At 31.1% G+C, this 21,805-nt stretch carries 22 protein-coding genes; 15 read left to right on the top strand and 7 right to left on the bottom strand.

The genetic code is table 11. The features are described 5' to 3' along the window. The 3 genes from ACJBCC_RS16490 to ACJBCC_RS16480 all read right to left on the bottom strand — a co-directional run. Positions 1-1,628, bottom strand: a 1,628-nt coding sequence (locus ACJBCC_RS16490) for a restriction endonuclease (RefSeq protein ID WP_407557823.1), incomplete at its 3' end; no start/stop codon positions are given. A 26-nt stretch (positions 1,629-1,654) separates the two neighbouring features. Next, positions 1,655-2,833: a putative phage abortive infection protein gene (locus tag ACJBCC_RS16485; RefSeq protein ID WP_407557822.1), complete on the bottom strand. Its 1,179-nt coding sequence runs from the start codon at positions 2,831-2,833 to the stop codon at positions 1,655-1,657. A gap of 643 nt (positions 2,834-3,476) precedes the next feature. Next, a complete protein-coding gene (locus tag ACJBCC_RS16480) occupies positions 3,477-3,992 on the bottom strand; it encodes a hypothetical protein (RefSeq protein ID WP_407557821.1) in 516 nt (171 codons plus the stop codon). Positions 3,993-4,381: 389 nt separating this feature from the next. Between ACJBCC_RS16480 and cyoE the strand changes: the two genes are divergently transcribed. From cyoE to tsaB, 15 genes are all read left to right on the top strand, one after another. Beyond that, positions 4,382-5,275: a heme o synthase gene (gene cyoE, locus ACJBCC_RS16475; RefSeq protein WP_299098702.1), complete on the top strand. Its 894-nt coding sequence runs from the start codon at positions 4,382-4,384 to the stop codon at positions 5,273-5,275. Further along, complete coding sequence (locus ACJBCC_RS16470; RefSeq protein WP_299098704.1) at positions 5,276-5,875, top strand: cytochrome c oxidase subunit 3; 600 nt, start codon at positions 5,276-5,278, stop codon at positions 5,873-5,875. A gap of 36 nt (positions 5,876-5,911) precedes the next feature. Beyond that, positions 5,912-6,910 carry a cytochrome c oxidase subunit 3 gene (locus ACJBCC_RS16465; protein WP_299098706.1) on the top strand — a complete coding sequence of 333 codons (999 nt, stop codon included), beginning with the start codon at positions 5,912-5,914 and terminating at the stop codon, positions 6,908-6,910. 22 nt (positions 6,911-6,932) lie between these two features. Then, a complete protein-coding gene (locus ACJBCC_RS16460) occupies positions 6,933-7,382 on the top strand; it encodes a cytochrome C oxidase subunit IV family protein (protein WP_299098708.1) in 450 nt (149 codons plus the stop codon). A 156-nt stretch (positions 7,383-7,538) separates the two neighbouring features. Continuing rightward, positions 7,539-8,258 (top strand): hypothetical protein, encoded by a 720-nt coding sequence (locus ACJBCC_RS16455; protein ID WP_407557820.1) that lies wholly within the window; start codon positions 7,539-7,541, stop codon positions 8,256-8,258. Then, on the top strand, positions 8,251-9,006 hold the full coding sequence (locus tag ACJBCC_RS16450) for an SCO family protein (RefSeq protein ID WP_407557819.1): 756 nt from the start codon (positions 8,251-8,253) through the stop codon (positions 9,004-9,006). The genes ACJBCC_RS16455 and ACJBCC_RS16450 overlap by 8 nt, the downstream gene beginning before the upstream one ends. Position 9,007: 1 nt before the next feature. Further along, positions 9,008-9,553: a DUF420 domain-containing protein gene (locus tag ACJBCC_RS16445; RefSeq protein ID WP_407557818.1), complete on the top strand. Its 546-nt coding sequence runs from the start codon at positions 9,008-9,010 to the stop codon at positions 9,551-9,553. Positions 9,554-9,601: 48 nt separating this feature from the next. Next, positions 9,602-9,835, top strand: coding sequence for a hypothetical protein (locus ACJBCC_RS16440; protein WP_407557817.1), 234 nt, complete (start codon positions 9,602-9,604; stop codon positions 9,833-9,835). Positions 9,836-9,983: 148 nt separating this feature from the next. Then, entirely contained in the window at positions 9,984-10,685 is a 702-nt protein-coding gene (locus ACJBCC_RS16435) for an ABC transporter ATP-binding protein (protein ID WP_299098718.1), read from the top strand. Further along, complete coding sequence (locus ACJBCC_RS16430) at positions 10,678-11,922, top strand: ABC transporter permease (RefSeq protein ID WP_407557816.1); 1,245 nt, start codon at positions 10,678-10,680, stop codon at positions 11,920-11,922. The genes ACJBCC_RS16435 and ACJBCC_RS16430 overlap by 8 nt, the downstream gene beginning before the upstream one ends. Before the next feature lies 1 nt (position 11,923). Then, positions 11,924-13,183: an ABC transporter permease gene (locus ACJBCC_RS16425; protein ID WP_407557815.1), complete on the top strand. Its 1,260-nt coding sequence runs from the start codon at positions 11,924-11,926 to the stop codon at positions 13,181-13,183. 20 nt (positions 13,184-13,203) lie between these two features. Then, positions 13,204-14,364, top strand: coding sequence for an efflux RND transporter periplasmic adaptor subunit (locus ACJBCC_RS16420; protein ID WP_407557814.1), 1,161 nt, complete (start codon positions 13,204-13,206; stop codon positions 14,362-14,364). A gap of 140 nt (positions 14,365-14,504) precedes the next feature. Beyond that, complete coding sequence (locus ACJBCC_RS16415; RefSeq protein WP_407557813.1) at positions 14,505-15,827, top strand: TolC family protein; 1,323 nt, start codon at positions 14,505-14,507, stop codon at positions 15,825-15,827. A gap of 2 nt (positions 15,828-15,829) precedes the next feature. After that, positions 15,830-17,140, top strand: a complete 1,311-nt coding sequence (locus tag ACJBCC_RS16410; protein ID WP_407557812.1) for an efflux RND transporter periplasmic adaptor subunit — start codon at positions 15,830-15,832, stop codon at positions 17,138-17,140. A 50-nt stretch (positions 17,141-17,190) separates the two neighbouring features. Further along, on the top strand, positions 17,191-17,862 hold the full coding sequence (tsaB, locus tag ACJBCC_RS16405) for a tRNA (adenosine(37)-N6)-threonylcarbamoyltransferase complex dimerization subunit type 1 TsaB (RefSeq protein ID WP_299098731.1): 672 nt from the start codon (positions 17,191-17,193) through the stop codon (positions 17,860-17,862). On the opposite strand, the gene ACJBCC_RS16400 is transcribed toward tsaB, so the two are convergent. The 4 genes from ACJBCC_RS16400 to ACJBCC_RS16385 all read right to left on the bottom strand — a co-directional run bounded on the left by ACJBCC_RS16400 (position 17,863) and on the right by ACJBCC_RS16385 (position 21,789). After that, a complete protein-coding gene (locus ACJBCC_RS16400; protein WP_407557811.1) occupies positions 17,863-18,675 on the bottom strand; it encodes a mechanosensitive ion channel family protein in 813 nt (270 codons plus the stop codon). An 84-nt stretch (positions 18,676-18,759) separates the two neighbouring features. Further along, positions 18,760-18,960 carry a dodecin family protein gene (locus ACJBCC_RS16395; RefSeq protein WP_407557810.1) on the bottom strand — a complete coding sequence of 67 codons (201 nt, stop codon included), beginning with the start codon at positions 18,958-18,960 and terminating at the stop codon, positions 18,760-18,762. Positions 18,961-19,034: 74 nt separating this feature from the next. Further along, complete coding sequence (locus ACJBCC_RS16390; protein ID WP_407557809.1) at positions 19,035-19,937, bottom strand: NifU family protein; 903 nt, start codon at positions 19,935-19,937, stop codon at positions 19,035-19,037. A gap of 106 nt (positions 19,938-20,043) precedes the next feature. Continuing rightward, complete coding sequence (locus ACJBCC_RS16385; protein ID WP_407557808.1) at positions 20,044-21,789, bottom strand: hypothetical protein; 1,746 nt, start codon at positions 21,787-21,789, stop codon at positions 20,044-20,046. Between the last annotated feature and the right edge of the window lie 16 nt (positions 21,790-21,805).

Raw genomic sequence — 21,805 nt, 5'->3', positions numbered from 1 at the left:
TTACGTTCAAAAAAGTAGTCAAATAAATTTTCTTGAATTTCTTTTAAGCATTGCTTATTAATTTTATTGAAAACAGAAATAGTATTTAAATTTCTTAAAGATGTTTCTGTTTCTAAGGATTTAAGGATGTTTGAAATTAACTCACTTGCATTAGAATAAGAACTATAAATAAAGTCTGTAATTGATGGGTTAAAAAGAACATATTCATATTTATTTTCTTCTATTTGATTTCTATTGAGTAAAGATTTTGTAGCTAGTTTTCTTATAGCTTCAAAACTTTTATCAGATGAGTCTCCTAAGTTAACTGTATGAATCTTAAGAAATGTATTATAAGAACGTCTAAGTTTTTCTTCTGATATTTTTCCGTTATTGAATACAGTTAAAAACACTAATGCTCTAATACAATCATCCGTTTGGTTCTGAAAATAATCTGCCCAAATATCTTCTGGATGTTCTAGTTTGTTCTTAATATATGACCAATAGTCTTTGGGTAGTGTACTTCCAACTCTTATAGTGTCTGTTACGAATTCAATTATTCGAGGATTGAAGTTCCTATGTTTTATTATGTCTTTGTATCTTTTATCTTCATATATCATATCAAGATATTCTTTATTTAAGTTTGAATGATATATATGATTGTATAAAATTAATGCTTTATCGACTTTTGTTAAATTTTCAACTCTGAGTAAAAATTCATTATTTCGAATATTCCCATTTTGAAACCGATGACTCAAACTATAAGCCTTATTTAGAATATTAGTTCTAGAAGTTAAGATGAATTTTTTAGACTTATCTTTACAAACTCTATTTATAAATTTGACAATATGTGAATCTCTCTTGTTGTTAATAGCATCATACAAATTACTACCTAAAAAATCGTCACAGTAAAATAAAATTTTCTTTTTTTCTCTTTCTCTAAATAAATTTTCTGCTTCGCTAATATTTTCTTCAATATCGCAAAATTCATATCCTTTTGCAGTATAAAAAAGAGCTAAGTTGTCAGCTAAAGTTGTTTTACCAATTCCTGGTTCTCCAGTTAATATTATAACATTATTTTCGTCTAAAATTCTTAATCCTTTTTTGTGATTTTCTGTAATAGCATACTTGTATGAGTTTTCCTCAATGTCACGAATTGTAGATTCACTTCTCCCTTTAATTGCATTATTATGAATCAAATCTAATACAGAAGCGCTTGTTATCCATAATTTAATATTTTGCTCAACTACATCTTGATTTTCTTTTCTTGTCAAGAAGTCATCTAAATCTTCTTTCCCAAAAATGTCATCATCCCTTTTAATAAAAGGGTGGAAGATTTCTCGTATTTCCTGCTTGTTTAATCTTGATAACTTCTTTGAAGTAATAAAAATATATTTTTCTGGATTAAGTTTTTTAACCTTTGCTACTTCCTCAGATTTTAATTTCGAAATTAGATTTTTATATGGTGTCTCAACGTAATGTTTACATTGGATAATTCCTTCTTTCTTTTTTCCAATCCAAAACCTACCATCAACGCCTCCATCTCTTCCTGCTTTGAATGTCTCAACCCTTTTACTTAAAACTTTTCCAATAATTGATGCTCCTAAAGCTTCAAATTCTCTGTCATTAAGTCTCGAAAGGTCAAATTCCATTTTTTTTATTAAAGTTTAATTCAAAGTTATTTTAATTGTTCAAGGGATTCGTATTCAACATCTTTATAATATGTCTTATATCTAATCCCAAACAAGTGTTCTCCTGGTAAATTCTTTATTAAGTTATAGGTCGTGATTAAATTCGTTTTAATGCTTGGGTCAGACTGCTTTTCTGGTGTGAACTCCCATTTCATACCAATTGTCGAAATACTATTAATAAATAGTAATGCTTGCTCATATGTTGAAAGTTGAGCACGATACATTTTACCGTATGCATATTTTTCTTTTTCAGTCAAGTCTTTATGATTGTTTAAATACTTATAGCTCTGAAACAGGTGTCTGAAGAAATGTCCTAACCTGAATTGATGTCCTCCATAGTATTTTTCATAATCAAGATTCATTTTAAATTCTTTAGCTAAGTCTGATAGTTGTTCTATTTTTTCTGGATGGTTTCTATTAGCATACAATTCATCAACCAATTTATGTAAATCCTTTAGGTTTAAATCTCTTGCCTTTTTCCAATTATCATAACGTTCTGTATTAGATTTTTTTGGTTTCATTTTCATCCAATACAATAGTTTATAGTAATAAACAGAATTATATTTTTTTTGGATATTTTTTCTAATAATGGATTCCCCTTCAACACCTATACCATAAAATACAATAGAATAAGCGATGTCGATTCTTGCTAGCTCAATTAGATTGATTTTTGGATTTATGTCTTTCTTAATTTTTTTTAATTTCTCAATATATTTTGGTGTGAGATAATCCTCAGTTTTGGTAGAGTTCGAAAACTTTCTTACTTCTCTATAACATTCAATAAACTCATTAAATATTTCTCGAATCACTTGTCTATTTTCATAGACTAAATAGTCATCTAGTTTATATTTCCTATATCTCAGTTCATTTATGTTTTCTCTATATATCCTCATCATTTCGAAGAATGAAGATTCAAATGCATTCCTTTTATTTTCTTTTGTTTGAGCTTTAAATGATAAATAAATAAGTAACGTTCCTGCTAAAGCGAAAAATGTTCCAATAACTCCACCAACAAAATCGCCAAATTGTCCTGTTGTGGTGTAATCGGTTTTGTTACTTGTGAATACGCCAAAACCATCTATAGAACTTTTACTAAGAAAAAATACTAATGTAATAATTCCTAGTATTAGAAATGCCCAAGCTAATTTTGAAATTGATTTAGTCATTGTGTTTTAATTGTTGCCAACGGTTTTGTGTATGGTTAGTTGCGTGTTTCAGCAACTAATTTAGTAAACAAAAACGAACGCGAGAAAATTCCGAAGGAATTTTCCAAATAAACAACGATCAAAGCAATTAATTATACACGGTGTTGCCACACGTTTTTTAATTCGAACTTTTACCTCTTCCCTTTTTAGAAGTATAAGAATAAATAAAATTCTCCCTCATTTATATTTAAAAATATAATTAAGGGAAATTTCTATTAAGTAAATCTATAAAATTAAATAGATAATGAGAATTGTAAGTAAAAAATTTAAAACTAAAATAGTTAAAATAACATATAATAAGAAAATGATGAGTTTCTTAATGTATTTAAAACAAATTTTAATGTACTTTTTTAATTGTGATGATGAAATAACATCGACGTACTTGGTAGCAAAAATGCAAAGCAACTTACCACCAATTTCTATAAATTGGTTCATATTGAATATAGGTCGTCGCTAGTTATACTTTTTGCTTTTCAGAAGAACTGAAATGCTCTGTAAAGTTAAGATTAATTACTCGTAAATTTCAAAATAATAATTAAGAGTTATTAACAAATAATGAACGGTAAAACATTAAGAGTTAGTAAAATATATTGGATGTTATTGCTTAATCAGTTAAGTTAGCAAACGGTCTTTTTCCATATTGTCTAATAAATTCCGCTAATAATTTCTTTTCTAATTCTCTTGGTTCTATATCAGTTAAAATTAACCAACAAAATTTTAATTCATAGTGGTTTTTCAGTTGCCAAATTAATCGACCACCATAATGTCCAACATTAAATCCTTGCCCAAATCTCAAATATTGCTTTATCCTACTTTGTAATGTAGCCTTTCCATTTAGTCCACCAGCTTTCCCAATATAAATGGTTTTCGATTTTTCAACCCAATTATTTTTCAATTCTGCAAGCGAAATATTTGGGTCTTTTCCTTTAAAAAAACCGCCAACTCCTTTTGTCAAAAATTCAATTTTTTTATTTGTCGAGTTTAGAACCAAATAAACTCCCATTTCCTTCGGTAAAATATTTGGGTCAGCTATTAATTCCGATACACTTTTAAATCCAGAAAAACCCAATTTTTTCAGTTTTTCAATGTCATTAAATTCTATGTTTGTCGTTTTTTTCAAATGTGTGGCAACTCCTTATATAAAAACTTTTATTGTCGATATCCCGTAAAATAATCGGGTTATGAAAAGTTTATTGTTGTTGTTATCCGGTAAATATAGATTAAATATTGTTGTATGCAAAAGATGTTTTATCACTTCAATTTTTGTTTAATCCGCTTCTATGTAGAATGTTGTAAGCAAAACACAAAGGTCATTATTGGGTAAATTTTATTGTTGTTACTTTTTATGAAGACCATGTTAAATTGCAGTATAACCTATACAAATATGGTTATTGTAATAAATAGTATGTGCAATATTGTCTAATTTTAAAAATAAGATTTTACATTGTTTACAAGTATTTTTCAAACTATCTTTGCACTCGCTTATAAAAAGAATATAAATAATTAAAATTGAGTACCACAAAAACATCAGTATCAACAGCTTCTGTTGTCACAGATTTTAAGGAAATCACAAAGATGGGTTTATCCTTAAGTGTGGTGTTTTCTTCACTTGCTGGTTATTTTCTTGGCGCTGAAACCATTAGTATTACCACACTTCTTTTATTAGCCGTTGGTGGCTATTTTATGGTTGGTGCTTCAAATGCATATAATCAAATTATTGAGCGCGATTTAGATGCGCTAATGGATAGAACCAAAAATAGACCTATACCAGCTGGTCGCATGTCAGTGAATACAGCTTTTATAATTGCAACTTCTTTTACCATTTTAGGGTTAATTACGCTTTATATAATTAATCCCAAAACCGCCATGTATGGTGCTATTTCAATATTTCTATACACAAGTGTTTACACGCCATTAAAAACTAAAACATCACTTTCTGTATTTGTTGGTGCTTTACCAGGAGCAATTCCATTTATGTTAGGTTGGGTTGCCGCAAGAGGTAGTTTTGGTATTGAGCCAGGTATGTTGTTTGCTATTCAATTTTTTTGGCAATTTCCGCACTTTTGGTCTATTGGTTGGTTTTTGCACGACGATTATAAAAAAGGTGGTTTTCACATGCTGCCTACAGGAGAACCAGATAAAGGTACAGCAGTACAGATTATAATGTATAGTGTATGGACTGTTATTGCGTCTATACTGCCAGTGTTTGGTTTTACTGGTGATTTAAAATTGTCTATAGTAGGTGCTGTTATTGTTTTTATACTTGGTATGGTAATGTTGGTTTATGCTTTAAAATTATTTAAGTTAAGAACTGTAGAGGCTGCCAAACAATTAATGTTATCAAGCGTTTTTTATATCACATTATTGCAAATCATATATGTTGCAGATAAATTTTTGAGATAAATGGATTTAACACAAGGAACACAGAAAGAGAAAACGGCTAGGTCAAAAAAAATGATGCTTTGGTTTGGTATTGGCTCATTGATTATGTCTTTTGCAGGTTTAGTAAGTGCATTTATTGTAAGTAGTAAACAACGATTAAATGAAGATTGGTTAGTAGATTATCAATTACCAAATGCCTTTTTAATTAGTTTAGTTCTTATTTTACTTAGTAGCCTTACTTTTATTTTAGCCAAGAAGGCGTTGAGTGAAAATAAAATGAAAATGGTAACCATTTGGTTATTAGTAACATTAGTATTGGGTATTACATTTGTTTATAGTCAATTTGCTGGTTTTAGCGAGATCATTGCATCTGGTTATCACTTCGCCGGACCAACAAGTAATATCACAATGTCTTACATATATATAATAGCAGTATTGCATATAGGGCACGTTATTGCTGGCCTAATATGTCTTATTGTTGTAATTTATAATCATTTTAAACAAAAGTATAATGCCAACAATATGTTGGGTTTTGAACTAGCAGCAAATTTTTGGCATTTCGTAGATGTGCTTTGGCTTGTGCTCTTTTTGTTTTTATATTTTTTTAGATATATAATTTGATTATTTTTGTCCAATCTTAAAATTTAAATAAATTCTATGGATTCTACAGTAGCTACTGGTACAGAAGAAAAAACTTGGGGAGGCGGCAACCAGCCACTAAAAGCAAGTTACGGAAAAATGATGATGTGGTTCTTCATTGTATCTGATGCATTAACATTTTCAGGCTTTTTAGCCGCTTATGGTTTTTCGAGGTTTAAGTTCATTAATGAATGGCCAATTGCAGACGAGGTTTTTACACACGTGCCATTTTTACATGGACAAGAATTGCCAATGATATATGTGGCATTTATGACCTTTATTCTTATTATGTCTTCAGTGACAATGGTGTTAGCTGTTGATGCTGGTCATCATATGAATAAGTCTAAAGTGACTATATATATGTTTTTAACCATAATTGGTGGTGCCATATTTGTTGGCTCGCAAGCGTGGGAATGGGCAACATTTATTCAAGGTGATTATGGAGCTGTACAAACTAAAGGTGGAAACATCTTACAATTTGGTGAAAATGTAACCGTAGATGGCGTAGAGAAGTTTAAGCGTGTTTCTATAGATGATATTGCAATTGCACAACCAGGCGAGCGTGAAGCGCATGAACGCAAAAACGGTCTATGGTTTGTAGACGAAGGTACTTTGCCTCCTTACACTGTTAATGAAATTTATGCAGGTTTAGCTGCAAACGAAAATATTTTAGTGAGAAATCAACTTCTTGATGAACATGGTCATAAAACCATCTTATCAAGAGAAGAATCGTTAAAACAAATAAAAGAAAACGGAAAACTAGTTGTTAAAGGAGCTAACCTTCATGTTAATGAATATGGAACAACGCTTTTTGCTGACTTCTTTTTCTTTATTACTGGATTTCACGGATTTCACGTACTTTCTGGAGTAGTTATTAATATCATTATTTTCTTTAATGTTATTCTAGGTACTTACGAAAGAAGAGGTAGTTATGAAATGGTTGAGAAAGTGGGATTATACTGGCACTTTGTCGATTTAGTATGGGTATTTGTATTCACATTCTTTTATTTAGTATAAACTAAGAAATTAAGATTAAATTATGGCACACGAGCATAAATTAGAAATATTTAGAGGACGTTTAAAGTTCAAATCTAATACTCAAAAGATTTGGGGTGTTTTAATATTCCTAACTATTGTAACAGCAGTAGAAGTTGTTTTAGGTATATATAAACCAGAATTTTTAATGAGCACTTGGATAGATCCTATTGAAGGGAATGGTTTTTTCTCAACAGTTGGTAATGTATTATTGTCTCCTATTGTATACATGAAACCTTTAAACTTAATCTTCATTGTATTAACAATTGTAAAAGCCTATTACATCACATGGGATTTTATGCACATGAGAGATGAGACTGGTAGCTTTAGAAAAATGGTTGTTTGGACTGGTGTTTTCTTAATCTGTTACTTAATTTTCATCTTATTACAAGAAGGTGGATACGTTTTTAATGTTTACAACGCAGAAGACGCATTAATAAAGAAAGATTTTTAACTACATAAGTTAATAACTTAAAGGTTTTTACTTAGAATTTATAGTAGAATCCCAAGTGTTAAATATAAATAAAGGGTGGTTTTTCTAAACCACCTTTTTTATTTTTGCAATTCGAAAATTAATCCTTTTATTAACTGAGTTTTTATTGCATTACATATGGAAGTAAATAACACAAAGCGATATATAGTTCTCGGTATTCTATTCTTTTTGCCTGTAGCTTTTTTGTTAATGCTCTATCCAGCAAAACATAATTACGAGCCATTAAATATTGTAAATGAAAACGTATCTGATATTCAAACCTTCGGCTCAGATACTTCAGAAGCATTACAACTAAAAGACAATATAACTGTTTTAGGTTTTTTAGGAAAAACACCATTAAATAATACTATAGCAGCCTTAAATCTTAAGGAGTTAGTCTACGATAAATTTAAGGGCTTTAAAAACTTTCAGATTATAATCGTAGTGCCAAAAGGCACTGAAGATGAAGTTGAGCTTCTTAAAAAAGAAATCAATACTTACGAAGATTTAAAATTCTGGCATTACGCATTTGCTACTGAAGGTGAAATAAAACTGTTATATAACTCTTTAATAACAGAAGATAATCTACAGAATGATTTATCCAGTAATAATGTCTATATAATAGATAAAGATCTTAATCAAAGAGGACGAATTGATGGAAGATCAGAAAGGGAAGTAGAAGATGATAAGCCAAAGTTTAGTGTGTATGAATACAATACAATAGAAGTTGCAGAAATAAAGAATATGATGAATGATGATGTAAGGATCTTGTTTACTGAATATAGACAAAAAAGACAAGGTAAATTTGATGATTCAAACACACGAAGAGAAAAAGAAATAAAACAGAGTTATGAGTAAAAAATCAAATTATTCGTACGTTGGTATTGCGTTTATTATTTTATTGTTTGGAATTATTTTTGTGCCTAAAATAATTGATAGAATTAGTGAAGGCGATGTAACAAGAGATGAAAGCCGAAGCGAAGATGTCTCTAATGCTACCATTACAAAGAAAAGTAAAAGCGACTTAAAATATTTAGAAATCAATGGTGAACCTAAAAAGGTGCCTGCATTTAGTTTTATAAATCAAAATGGTAAAACTATTAGCAATAAAGATTATTTAGGTAAAGTTTATGTGGTAGAATTCTTTTTTACTACCTGTCCTACCATTTGCCCAATAATGAATAGAAACTTAGTAGAGGTTCAAAATCAGTTTAAGGATTTAGAGAATTTTGGTGTAGCATCGTTTACTATTACGCCAGAAATAGATACACCAGAGGTGTTAAAGGCTTATGCAGATAAATATGGAATCACAAATCCTAATTGGCATTTAATGACAGGTGATGAATCTGAGATTTACAAACTAGCTAATAAAGGTTTTAATTTATACACAGCAAAAGACGAAAGTGTAGAAGGCGGCTTTGAACACTCCGGAAATTTTGCGCTTATTGATAAAGAAGGTTACATTAGATCTAGGCAAGATAACTTTGGTAATCCAATGATATTTTACAATGGTTTAGTACCAGAAGCTGTTGGTGTAGATGAGGATGGAATTCCGCAAGAAATAACAATTTTAAAAGAAGATATTCAAAAATTATTGAACGAGTAATATGAGTGTAGTAGATATTGAAAAAGAAAAAAAATATAATAAATGGATCATTGCATTATCCGTAATTATCCCTGTAGCCGTTGCTGCTTTATTTGGTATTAATCTTCGTGAGTTAGGTTTTGATGTTAAGCCATTAATGTTTTTACCACCAATCTATGCTGTGATTAATGGATTAACAGCCGTTGTTTTAATTTTCGCAGTGGTAGCAATTAAAAATAAAAATAGAACGCTACACGAGAAGTTAATGAAGTTTGCAATTGTACTCTCAGTACTATTTTTGTTATTATACATAGCATATCACATGACGAGTGATTCTACAAAATTTGGTGGAGAAGGTGCTATTATGTACATCTATTACTTTATTTTAATTACACATATAGCATTGTCTGTAATAGTAATTCCATTTGTTTTAATTACCTATGTAAGAGCGATTACAAATAATATAGAACGTCATAGAAAAATTGCTAAAATTACATTTCCGTTATGGCTTTATGTTGCTGTAACAGGTGTAGTGGTGTATTTAATGATTTCGCCGTATTACGCATAGTTTACTAATTTGCTAGAATTATTTTGGCGGATTTAAAGAACCCTTAAAATGAAAAACAAATTCATCTACCTCATATTTTTACTTTTCTTTTTTGTGAATACAAATGCGCAATGTGCCATGTGTAGAGCAGTTTTAGAAAGTGGTGAGGATCAATCTGCGGCAGAGGGAATAAATGATGGTATTATGTTTTTAATGGCAGTGCCTTATATTTTAGTGGCTACGCTTGGTTACATCGTTTATAGAAAATTTAATAAACCTGATAAGTCTAAAAATTTAGGATAGAAACTGTAACATTTTTTCGTTTGTATAGTCTTAATTATAACCGCTATATTTAAGGGTCTTAACAATTTGTTGGCATAAAATGACTTAAGTTTTTCTTAAAATTGCAATAGGCCATATTTTTATTGGACTATAACTAACTAACCAAACTATGATTCAGATAAAAGATTTGCACAAATCTTATCACATGGGTAGCAACTCGCTTCATGTGTTAAAAGGTATTAATTTTGATGTAAAAGAAGGTGAGTTAGTTTCAATAATGGGGTCTTCAGGTTCAGGGAAATCTACTTTATTAAATATACTTGGTATGTTAGATGAAGCAGATGAAGGCCAGTACATTCTCGATAATGTTCCTATAAAAAATCTTAACGAGAAAATAGCAGCAAAATACAGAAATGATTTTCTAGGCTTTATTTTTCAATCATTCAATCTTATAAATTATAAAAGTGCTTTAGACAATGTGTCTATGCCATTATACTATAAAGGCGTTAAGCGAAAAGAACGTACTGAAAAAGCGATGCACTATCTCGAAAAAGTAGGTTTGGCACAATGGTCCCATCATTTACCGAGTGAACTTTCTGGAGGACAAAAACAACGTGTAGCTATTGCTAGAGCCTTAGCAAGTGATCCTAAGGTTTTATTGGCAGATGAGCCAACAGGAGCCTTAGATACTAAAACGTCTTACGAGGTTATGGAACTCATTCAAGGTATTAATGATGAAGGGAAAACGATTCTTGTTGTCACTCACGAGGATGATATTGCGCATATGACCAAACGTATTGTTAATCTTAAAGATGGATTAATTATAGACGATAGTGTAGTAAATCAAGTTAGAGCTTCAGCACATGTTTGATATAGAACGTTGGCAAGAAATCTTTGAAACGCTACGTAAAAACAAATTACGTACTTTTTTAACAGGTCTTTCGGTAGCCTCAGGAATTTTTATACTCGTAATTCTTCTTGGATTTAGCGAAGGAATAGCAAATGGTGTAAAATCTCAATTTGAACAAGATGCAACTAATAGAGTTTCCGTTTGGACAGGTGTTACTACAAAGGGCTACAAAGGCTTAAATCCTGGTCGATACATTCAACTGAAAAATTCTAGTTTTGAGGCTGTGAAAAATCAGTATGACGACTATTTAGAATATGGTACAAAAGACTACATGATTTGGGGAGGAACGGTATCATATAAAAATGAAACCGGAAACTATCGTGTTCGCGGAACAATGCCAGATAACCAATTTATTGAAAACGCAGATATTGGATCTGGTCGTTTTATAAGTCAATCCGATATTCAGCAAAGAAAAAAAATAGCTGTTATTGGCAATAAAATGAAGAAAGATCTTTTTAAAGATGAAGATCCTATAAATAAAAACATTCAAGTGTATGGAATGAATTTTAAAGTCGTTGGTGTTTTTTTTGATCCAGGAGGCGATAGAGAAGAAAGTCAGGTTTACATTCCTGTTTCTACAGCACAAGCGGTTTTCAATGGTGGAGAAGATATCAGAAATATGGCTTTTACCGTAAAAATGGCTGATGATTTTGATGAGGCTGTCGCCATGTCTAATGCTATTGCCTCTGGTATTGAGCAAAAAATAAAAGAAATCCACACCGTTGCACCAGATGATGTCAGTGCAGTAAGAGTCCGAAATACACTAGAACAAGCCGAGAAAATCTACTCATTAGTAGCAACTATAAAAGCCGTGTTTTGGTTTGTAGGCATAGGAACCATTATTGCTGGTATCGTTGGTGTAGGAAACATAATGCTTATTATAGTTAAAGAACGAACAAAAGAAATAGGCATACGCAAAGCATTAGGAGCTCTACCAATGTCTATTGTTGGTATGATATTACAAGAAGCTGTTTTTGTAACAATGTTTTCAGGATTGTTTGGATTAATTTTAGGACTTGGATTATTAGAATTGGTTGGTCCTCAGATAGAAAGTGATTTTATAAAGTATCCACAAGTAGATTTCAATATTGCAATTACAACAGTATTTTTATTAGTACTTGCAGGTGCGTTGGCAGGATTTATACCTGCTTATAGAGCGGCAATGATTAAACCAATAGATGCATTAAGAGACGAATAATATGTTTAGTAGAGACCGTTGGGATGAAATATTAGAAGCGCTAAATGCTAATAAATTTAGAACGTTTTTAACTGCGTTTGGAGTTTTTTGGGGCATAACCATATTAGTTTTATTGTTGGCATTAACCAATGGGCTTAAAAATGGTGTAACAGCAGATTTTGGAAATTTTGCAACCAATTCTATGTTTATGTGGACTCAAGGCACATCTAAACCTTACAAAGGTTTACCAAAAGGCCGTTACTTTAATTATAAAATTGGCGATGTTGCAGCTATAAAATCAGAATTTCCAGATATAAAATATGTATCGCCAAGAAACCAATTAGGTGGCTACAATGGAGCAAACAATGTTACTAGAGGTACTAAAACTGGAGCCTACGAAATTTATGGAGACTATCCAGAATACATAAAACAGCAGCCCATGGATATTATTCAAGGCCGTTTTATCAGTTATTCAGATATTAATGCCAAACGAAAAGTTTGTGTCATAGGCACAGGAGTAGAAAATGGTCTATATGATAAAGGTGAGGATGTTTTAGGAACATATATAAAAGTAAATGGCGTAAATTTTCTAGTTGTTGGTACCTTTAAAATGAGTAATAGCCAAGGTGATGGTGAGCAAGACGCGAGTACAATTTACATGCCTTTTACAACTTTTGGTCAAGCATTTAATAGAGGCGAAAGTGTAGGTTGGATGGCTATAACCGCAGAAGATGGTGTAAGTATTACAACCTTAAAAGATCAGATATTCACTTTAATGAAGTCTAGGCATAAAGTAGATCCTACAGATGACAGAGCTATCGGGCATTTTGATTTATCAGAACAGTTTGAGCGTGTCAATGGTTTGTTTACCATTCTATCCTTTGTTGGTTATTTTGTAGGCGCATTAGTATTAATGTCTGGTATTATTGGCATAAGTAATATTATGCTTATCGTTGTTAAAGAACGAACTAAAGAAATAGGCGTAAGGCGTGCATTAGGCGCAAGTCCTTGGACCATAAAATCTCAAATTCTACAAGAAAGTTTAATATTAACTATACTGTCTGGTATGGTTGGTATTTCATTTGCTGCATTAGTTATTTGGGTAATGAATACCATTTTAGATAATGCTGGTCCTGTAGATAATTTTGCCAATCCTAGTGTAAGTATGCAAGTTGTATTTACGGCTTTAATAATACTCGTAGTGTCTGGCGTATTAGCTGGCTTAATACCTGCAAATAGCGCAACAAAAATGAAACCAGTTGACGCTTTAAGAATAGAATAAATATATATCAATCAATAATCATGAAAAGAACTAAAACCGTAATCTTACTAATACTAATTGTTGTTGTATTTGGAGCTGCATTACTTTATTTATGGCAAAAGAATCAAGAAAATCCAATTACCTATACTTCAGAAACACCAACTGAAGAAACCATTATTGTTAAAACAGTGGCAACAGGTAGTATTGTGCCAAAAGAGGAAATATTAATTAAACCAAATGTTTCTGGTGTGATTGAAGAGGTATTTATAGAAGCTGGCGAATATGTGAAACAAGGTGATTTAATTGCTCAAATTAAAGTTATACCAAATGCTTCAAGCTTAACAAGTGCAAAAAATAATATTGCTACTAACCAAACGGCATTACAGACGGCAAAGATTAATTTGCAAACGCAGCAGTCTAATTACGACAGACAAAAAGCCTTATTTGATAAAGGTGTAATCTCTGCAAATGATTTTGAAGGTGTAAAGAATTCATATTTACAAACAAAACAAAGCGTTGAGCAAGCCAAAATTAATGTCAATTCAGCAAATCAGAATTACGATATTATAAAAACAGGAACGACTTCAGGATTGGGTAACATAGCTCAAACTCAAGTCAGAGCTACAGTTTCTGGTATGGTATTAGACGTTCCGGTAAAAGCAGGTAACCAAGTTATCGAAGCTAATAATTTTAACGAAGGAACCTCAATAGCATCTTTAGCAGATGTACAACAAATGATTTTTGAAGGTAAAGTAGACGAAAGTGAAGTTGGTAAAATAAAAGAAGGTTTGCCATTAGAGATAACAGTTGGAGCCATTGAAGATAAAAAATTTGATGCTATTTTAGATTATATTGCGCCAAAAGGTGTCGCGGAAAATGGTGCTATTCAATTTGAAATAAAAGGCTCTCTTAAAAAAATCGATTCTACATTTATTAGAGCAGGTTTAAGTGCCAACGCATCTATTATTTTAGAAAAAGCAGAAAAAGTTTTAGCAATAAAGGAAGCACTAGTTCAATATGATAAAGATACTCAAAAGCCTTACGTAGAGATTGAAGTTGGAGATCAAAAATTCGACAGAAAAGATGTAGAGTTAGGTGTAAGCGATGGTATTTTTGTAGAAGTTAAAAGCGGTATTGCTAAAGATGATAAAATAAAGGTTTGGAACCAAATACAAGGTATTCCAAAATACGCTCAAGAATAAATTACATAAATTGTGTAACACTTTAAGTTTTATATAGACAAATAAGCATCATGAAACGAGCTTGTTCAAAATTAAATCAGTTATAGAATTGACTAATAGCGAACAACATGTGACAAATGATAAACAATAGAAACAAACACATGAAAAAATCAATCGTAATAATTTTAATTCTTTGTGGCGTTTTTGCACAAGCACAAAATAAAAAATGGACACTCAAGGAATGTGTAGAATATGCGCTAGAAAATAACATTTCAGTTAAACAAAGCGAGTTAGATTTGTTAGCTACTGATATAGAAAAGTTAACTGCTGTTGGTAATTTTTTACCAAGTATTAATGCAAGCGGTAGTGTTTCAAAAAACACAGGTTTAAGTTTTGATCCTACAACAGGGAATTCATCTACAACGACGTTTCTGTCATCTTCTGGTAGCGTGAATTTAGGGTATAATTTATTCGATGGTTTACAGAATATTAGACAAGTACAGCGTGCCGAAATTTCAAAGTTAGCGGCTCAATATAGTTTGTCAAAAATGAAAGATGACATTTCGCTTTTTGTAGCAAATGGCTATATCACAGTAATTTTAAACAAAGCGAACTTAGAAGTTTTACAATCTCAAAATGCTGTAACTCAAGAGCAAATTGAGCGTACAACTCAGTTAGTAGAAGCAGGATCTTTACCTCGAGGTGATCTTTTAGAAATTCAAGCTACAGATGCTACAGAAAAGCAGAATATTGTAAATGCAGAAAATACAATTCAGATTTCATTAATAAATTTAGCACAGTTATTATTAATCAAGGACTATGAGAATTTTGATATTGAAGATGAAGGTTATGATATTGTAGATGAGGGTATTTCTAATAAATCGGCTACAGAAATTATAGAAAATGCTAAAGCCAATAGATCTGAAATTAAAATAGCAGAACAATCTGTTGCATTAGCAGAGAAAGATATTCAAATAGCAAAGGGATCTTATTGGCCAACATTGAGAGCTTTTTTAGGATATGATACAAGATATACTGATGCCAGCTCAATACCTTTTAATGAGCAGGTCTATTTAAATGATGGTATTGGTTATGGGTTAAGTCTTAATATTCCTATTTTAAATGGATTTTCTGTTAAAGGAAGTGTACAGCGAAGTAAAATTAATTTGAAGCGTGCAGAATATCAATTAGAACAAGAAGAGTTAAATCTAGAATCAACAGTGTATCAAGCCTATGTTGATGCTAAAGGTGCTTTAAAATCATTTGAAGCTGCAAATAAATCATTAGAATCGCAAGCATTGGCTTATGATTACGCTAAAGAGCGATACGATGTTGGTTTAACAAATGCCTTTGATTTTAGTCAATCTAAACAGCGATTTGATAATGCAAAAATTCAAGTTAATCAGGCAAAATATGATTATATTTTTAAGTTGAAGGTTTTAGAACTCTATTTCGGAATTCCTGCAACTGAATTAAAGTTTTAATTATGAGTAAGAATGTAAAAATAATATTAGTAGTTGTAGTTGTTTTGCTTTTAGGTTTATTAGCGGGTTCTAAAATGGGCTTGTTTGGTAAAAAAGGCAATTTTAAAGCAGTTACAGAAAAAGAGGTAACACTTAGAGATATTATTCAAACCGTATCTGCAACCGGAAAAATTCAGCCAGAAGTTGAAGTGAAAATCTCTTCAGAAGTTTCAGGTGAAATACTAGAGCTTCCTTTTAAAGAGGGGCAAGAAGTAAAAAAAGGAGATTTATTGGTTCGTGTCAATCCAGATTTAATTCAATCTGCTGTGAGTCGTTCTCAGGCATCTTACCAAAATGTAAGAGCAGGTTTAGAACAAGCTGAAGCAAACTTAAAGCAATCTAAAGCTGACTATGATAGAAATAAAACACTTTTTGATAAAGGTGTAATTTCTAAAGCAGATTGGGATCGATCAATAGCAACTTATGAAACTGCAGTAGCTGGTAAAAACTCAGCATATTATAATGTACAAAGTGCAGCAGCAACAGTAAATGAGGCTAAAGATAATTTAAACAGAACTACAATTTATGCACCAATGAGTGGTACTATTTCACTTTTAAATGTAGAATTAGGAGAGCGTGTTGTAGGAACTCAACAAATGGCAGGAACCGAGATTTTACGTGTGGCTAACTTAAACAATATGGAAGTTGAAGTCGATGTTAATGAAAACGACATTGTAAAAGTTAATATTGGAGATTCTACAATTGTTGAAGTTGATGCTTATTTAAAGAAAGAATTTAAAGGTATTGTAACTGAAATTGCAAATTCGGCAGAAGGAAATTTAACAGCAGACCAAGTAACTAATTTTAAGGTAAAAGTTAGAATTATTGAAGAATCTTATAAAGAATTGACTGAAGGTAAGCCAGAAACATACTCGCCATTTAGACCAGGAATGACAGCTACAGTAGACATTATAACTAAAAAGCAAAAAGATGCTATTTCGGTACCAATTAGTGCTATTGTTATAAAATCTGATACAAGTTCTACCAAAAAACCTTACGATAAAATGACTGAGGTTAATACAGATGATTCTGCTGAGGAGGAAGAAAAATTTGAATGTGTTTTTGTCAATAATAATGGAAAAGCAAAATTAAGAGTTGTAACTACCGGAATTCAAGATGATACAAATATTGAAATTATTTCGGGCTTAAGTAAAGATGATAAAATAATCACAGGACCATATAACATGGTGTCTAAAAACTTGAATCCTGGGGATTTACTAGAAATAACAAATAAGAAATCCGAAGGCAGTTCTGAGAAGCGTTCTGAAGAATAATTTATTATTATTGTAATCTAGATAGTTTACCAACAACCAATACAACTAACATGGCATTAGTGCTAAATATAGAAACGGCAACTACCAATTGTTCAGTCTCTCTTTCTAAGGATGGAGAGACTTTAGTTTTAAAAGAAGATAATAGTCTAGGCTATTCACATGCAGAAACTTTGCATGTCTTTATTGATGAGGTTTTTAAAATAGCAAAACTAAATCCTTCAGATATAGATGCAGTATCAGTTAGTAAAGGACCAGGTTCTTATACAGGTTTACGTATTGGTGTGTCTTCTGCAAAAGGTTTGTGTTTTGCTTTAAATAAACCTTTGATATCAATTTCTACATTAGAGAGTTTAGCCAATCAAGTGAAAATCGATGATGGTTTAATAATACCCATGTTAGATGCAAGACGAATGGAAGTATATTCGGCTATTTATAATCAGGATTTAGAATTGGTAAGAGAAATTAAAGCAGAAATACTTGATGAAAATAGTTATTCTGAACGTCTTGAAAAGCAGAAAGTGTATTTTATAGGGAACGGTGTTCAGAAAACAAAAGCGCTTATTAAACATCCTAATGCTGTTTTTATAGAAGGTAAACTACCTTCAGCTAATGAAATGTCTTTACTCGCCGAAATAAAGCATCAAAAAAGCGACACCGAAGATGTCGCTTATTTTGAACCTTATTATTTAAAGGATTTTGTAGCTTTAAAAAAGAAGAAATAATTAACCTTCTTTTTGAATCTCTACAGCATGAGGATAAGGTATTTCTATACCAGCAGCATCCAATGCAATTTTTACGTTTTCATGTGTTTCAAAATACACATCCCAATAATCAGCAACATTCGCCCAAGGTCTTACCGCAAAGTTTACAGAACTATCAGCTAATTCAGATACATTTACTGAAGGAGCAGGATCTTGAAGTACTTTTGGATTAGAGGTTAATACTTTCATTAAAACGTCTTTGGTTTGTTTGATATCAGAATCATAACCAACACCAAATGTTAAATCAACTCTCAGTTTACCTTCGGTAGAATAATTTACAATATTACCATTAGATAGAGCGCCATTTGGTATAATGACTTCCTTATTTGTTGGAGTTAAAAGTTTAGTAGTGAAAATTTCAATTTCTTTAACCACACCAAGCTCTCCTTGCGCTTCAATTAAATCTCCTATTTTAATAGGCTTAAATATCATTAATAAAACACCTCCAGCAAAGTTACCTAATGAACCTTGTAAAGCTAAACCAATCGCTAAACCTGCTGCAGCAATAATAGCAGCAAATGATGTTGTCTCTACACCTACTGTACCTAATACAACTATAATTAATACAACTTTTAAAATCCAACTAATTAAGTTCGTTAGGAATTTCTTTAAGCTTTCGTCATAATCTCCTTTGTTTAATGCTTTTTTAACGCCTTTAAGGAGAATTTTAATTACCCAGCTACCAATAATCCATATTGCTATAGCGCCTATTACTTTAGGTCCATATTCAATAACAAATTTTATGCCTTCGTCAATCCATTTTTGTGTGTCCATGTTGGTTTTAATTAATTATAGTTAATAAAAAACTCGGAAATGTTATTGTCCGAGTTGTATTTTAAGGGTTAATAACATCTTCTATTATTTTACCTCGAAAGTTAATTTTAAGTTGACTCTAAATTCCGTTACAGTATCATCTTTAACAATAGCACTTTGATCTTGTACGTATACCGATTTAATATTCTTTACTGTTTTAGAAGCTTCTTTAACCGCTTTTTTTGTTGCATCTTCCCAACTTTTATCTGAGTTAGATAAAACTTCAATTACTTTTAATACTGCCATAATTTTTGAATTTTTAAGGTTTCTAGAATTAAGACACTAAAATTTAGATGATGTCACTCAATTATTAAAAAATTCTAACCATTAATGGCATTTACTGTAATAGAATTATCATTCAACATATCTTTTAACATGGTTTCAATACCATTTTTTAGTGTGAATGTAGATGATGGGCAACCACTACATGCACCTTGTAATAATACTTCTACCTTTTTTGTGTTTTCGTCGTAAGATTTAAATTCAATATTTCCACCATCACTTTCAACTGCAGGCTTAATATATTCTTCAAGAATGTTTACAATATTTTTTGAAACATCATCTAAAGCTTCAAATTTTTGCTCAACGGCTTCTTCAGTTTTATTGAGTTGCTGAGGTGCGTTGTCGTTTAAAATCGTTTTACCTTCTTCAACATAAGATTTTAAAAACTCCCTTAACTGAATTGTAATATCTTCCCATTCAATAATATCAAACTTAGTAATTGATATAAAGTTCTTTTCCATAAATACATTTTTTACAAATGGAAATTGAAAAAGAGCAGTAGCTAGTGGTGAAGGTTTGGCGTCTTCTATAGACGTAAATTCATATAAACTAGGCACTAAAATTTTATTGCAAACAAATTTTAATACTGCAGGATTAGGCGTGCTTTCAGCATATACTGTTACGGCTGCCTTTGGTTTAACGGCCTCTTCAGTAACCACAACACCATCATTAGATAAATAGTCTTCTATTTGAGTAGCAACTTCGTCTTGCACATCTTCCCATTCCACAATGTTATAGCGTTCAATAGCAATAAAATTTGAAGCAATATATACTTTTTTTACAAAAGGTAGATAGAATAGTTGTTGTGTTAATGGAGAGTGCTTAGCGTCATCTATATTGTTGAATTCGAAACTATTGTGATTGGTTAAAAATCGGTCTGCTTCAAACTTTAAGATCGTGTCGTTTGAAGTCGGAATAATAGATATTTTAGTCTGTGACATCTTTTATTTGCAAAAATATGAAATATCACACTGATGTGATTAGACTTTTAACTTAGTTTTAATGAGATAGTACAATTAACATATTCTTTTTTTGTTTAAATATAGTTTACTCTTTTGCTAACTGGTCTAAGAATAGTTTAAATGACATTTCTGGAGGTATGTTTAGCTTTTTCTTTAATCTACTTCTTGCCACTTTTACTGTATCTGGTGTTACATTTAAAATGCTAGCTGTTTCTTTTATTGATAAGTTTAATTTTGTCAGTAGACAATACCTTATTTGAGTGTCTGATAAATTAGGGTATTTATCCATTAATTTATTAGCCATTGTTGGATATTCAGATTCTATTCTTTTTGTTATAATAGACATATCTGAAGCGGATCTAATAAGGTCGTTTATTTTTGATTTAGCTTCTTCTAGTTTTGGGATTTTAGGGTGTTTAATAAGGTTTAATTCGTCTTTTATTGTGTTTAGTGTTTCTAAGCGTTGAGAAACCGCAATTGCAGATGCTTCCAATTCGTTTTCTCTAAGTGTTATTTTCTCTTCTAATAATTTTTTTTCATTCGTTTTTAGTATCTCAATTACTTTCTCACCTTTTCTATACTTTCTAAAAATGAGGATGCTTCCAAGTAATAGAATTATACTTATTAGGGCTGTGCTAATATTATAAAGGTAAAGTCTTTGCTTTTTGTTTTTTTCCTCCAAAAGTTGCACGTCAAAAAGCATTTGTTGGTTTTTTTGTTTTTCATTAAGAAGTTTTACGTTTGATTCTATGTAGTTAGTTACGGCCTTTTTTTCATTTGAACGAATGCTGTCAACTAAACTGCTCTTCTTTTTATAGATTTCTGTTGCATGTAGATACTGTTTATTTTCTGTATAATACAAAGCAAGTCTGTCATACACGTCTTTTCTAGTTTCTAATCCTGTAGAATATTCTAGGGCATTTTTTCTATATGTAATAGCATTTTTTATATCACCAATAGCATGGTAATAAGTGCTTAAATTAATGGTGTTATTAAACAGGAGCTGATGTAGGTCGTTTTTAATGCAAAATTCTCTAACAGCTAAAGCAGAATCTATTGCTTTATGTGCGTCGCCTAATCGAAAATAATCATTAGCTAATCTATTTTTTGTCCACCAAATCTCTTTTATATCATTTTCTTTCTTTGCTAGTTTTAGAATTTCTTTATGAATTGGAAAACTTTTTTCTGGCATTTCTTTTTGTACATAATTACCTGCAATATTTTGAAGCAGTCTAACTTTTGTGAAAGCACCTATGTTGGTGGTGTCTTTTAAAAGTGGTGTTAAAACCTCGAGAGCCTTATCAAATTGTGATTTTTGATAATATATTTCAGAAATCGAAGTGTAGTATGCAAAGGTCAATTTAATATCCCCTTCTGGTATTAGTGGATGTACTTTAAAATAGCTTTCTAATCCTTGTTCTGGTAAGCCAAATGCATTTGCTAATAATTGTCCTTTGTTTAAATAGTAATTAGGGAGTTCTAATTCTTTAAGCATTACAGTGTCTTTCGGTTTATTGTATGTCGCTATTTTTGTTTCAAATAGATCTGCGTAATATAAAACACTATCCAAATTCGCATTTTTATTTGCACCATGTAGCCACATTAACGCTTTGTAAGTCGCGGCTATTTTTTCTTCATATTTAGTTTTAATGGATTGTTTAAGTACTTTATGATGCACTGCAAATGCTTCTTCAGAATGTTGACCATAATAGCGTCTGTGAAGACTATCTAATTCATACGTGTTAAGGTCTTTTTCTTGCGCATATAATGTTGTGCTAAATGTAATAGTTAATATTAGTATGCTTATTTTTTTTATAGCTTTTGTAAACATAATTGCGCTTTATTAT

Source organism: Winogradskyella sp. 4-2091, assembly GCF_045765065.1.
GTDB lineage: Bacteria > Bacteroidota > Bacteroidia > Flavobacteriales > Flavobacteriaceae > Winogradskyella.
Note: the sequence above shows the minus strand (reverse complement) of the source record. Positions and strands in the feature narration are given on the sequence as shown.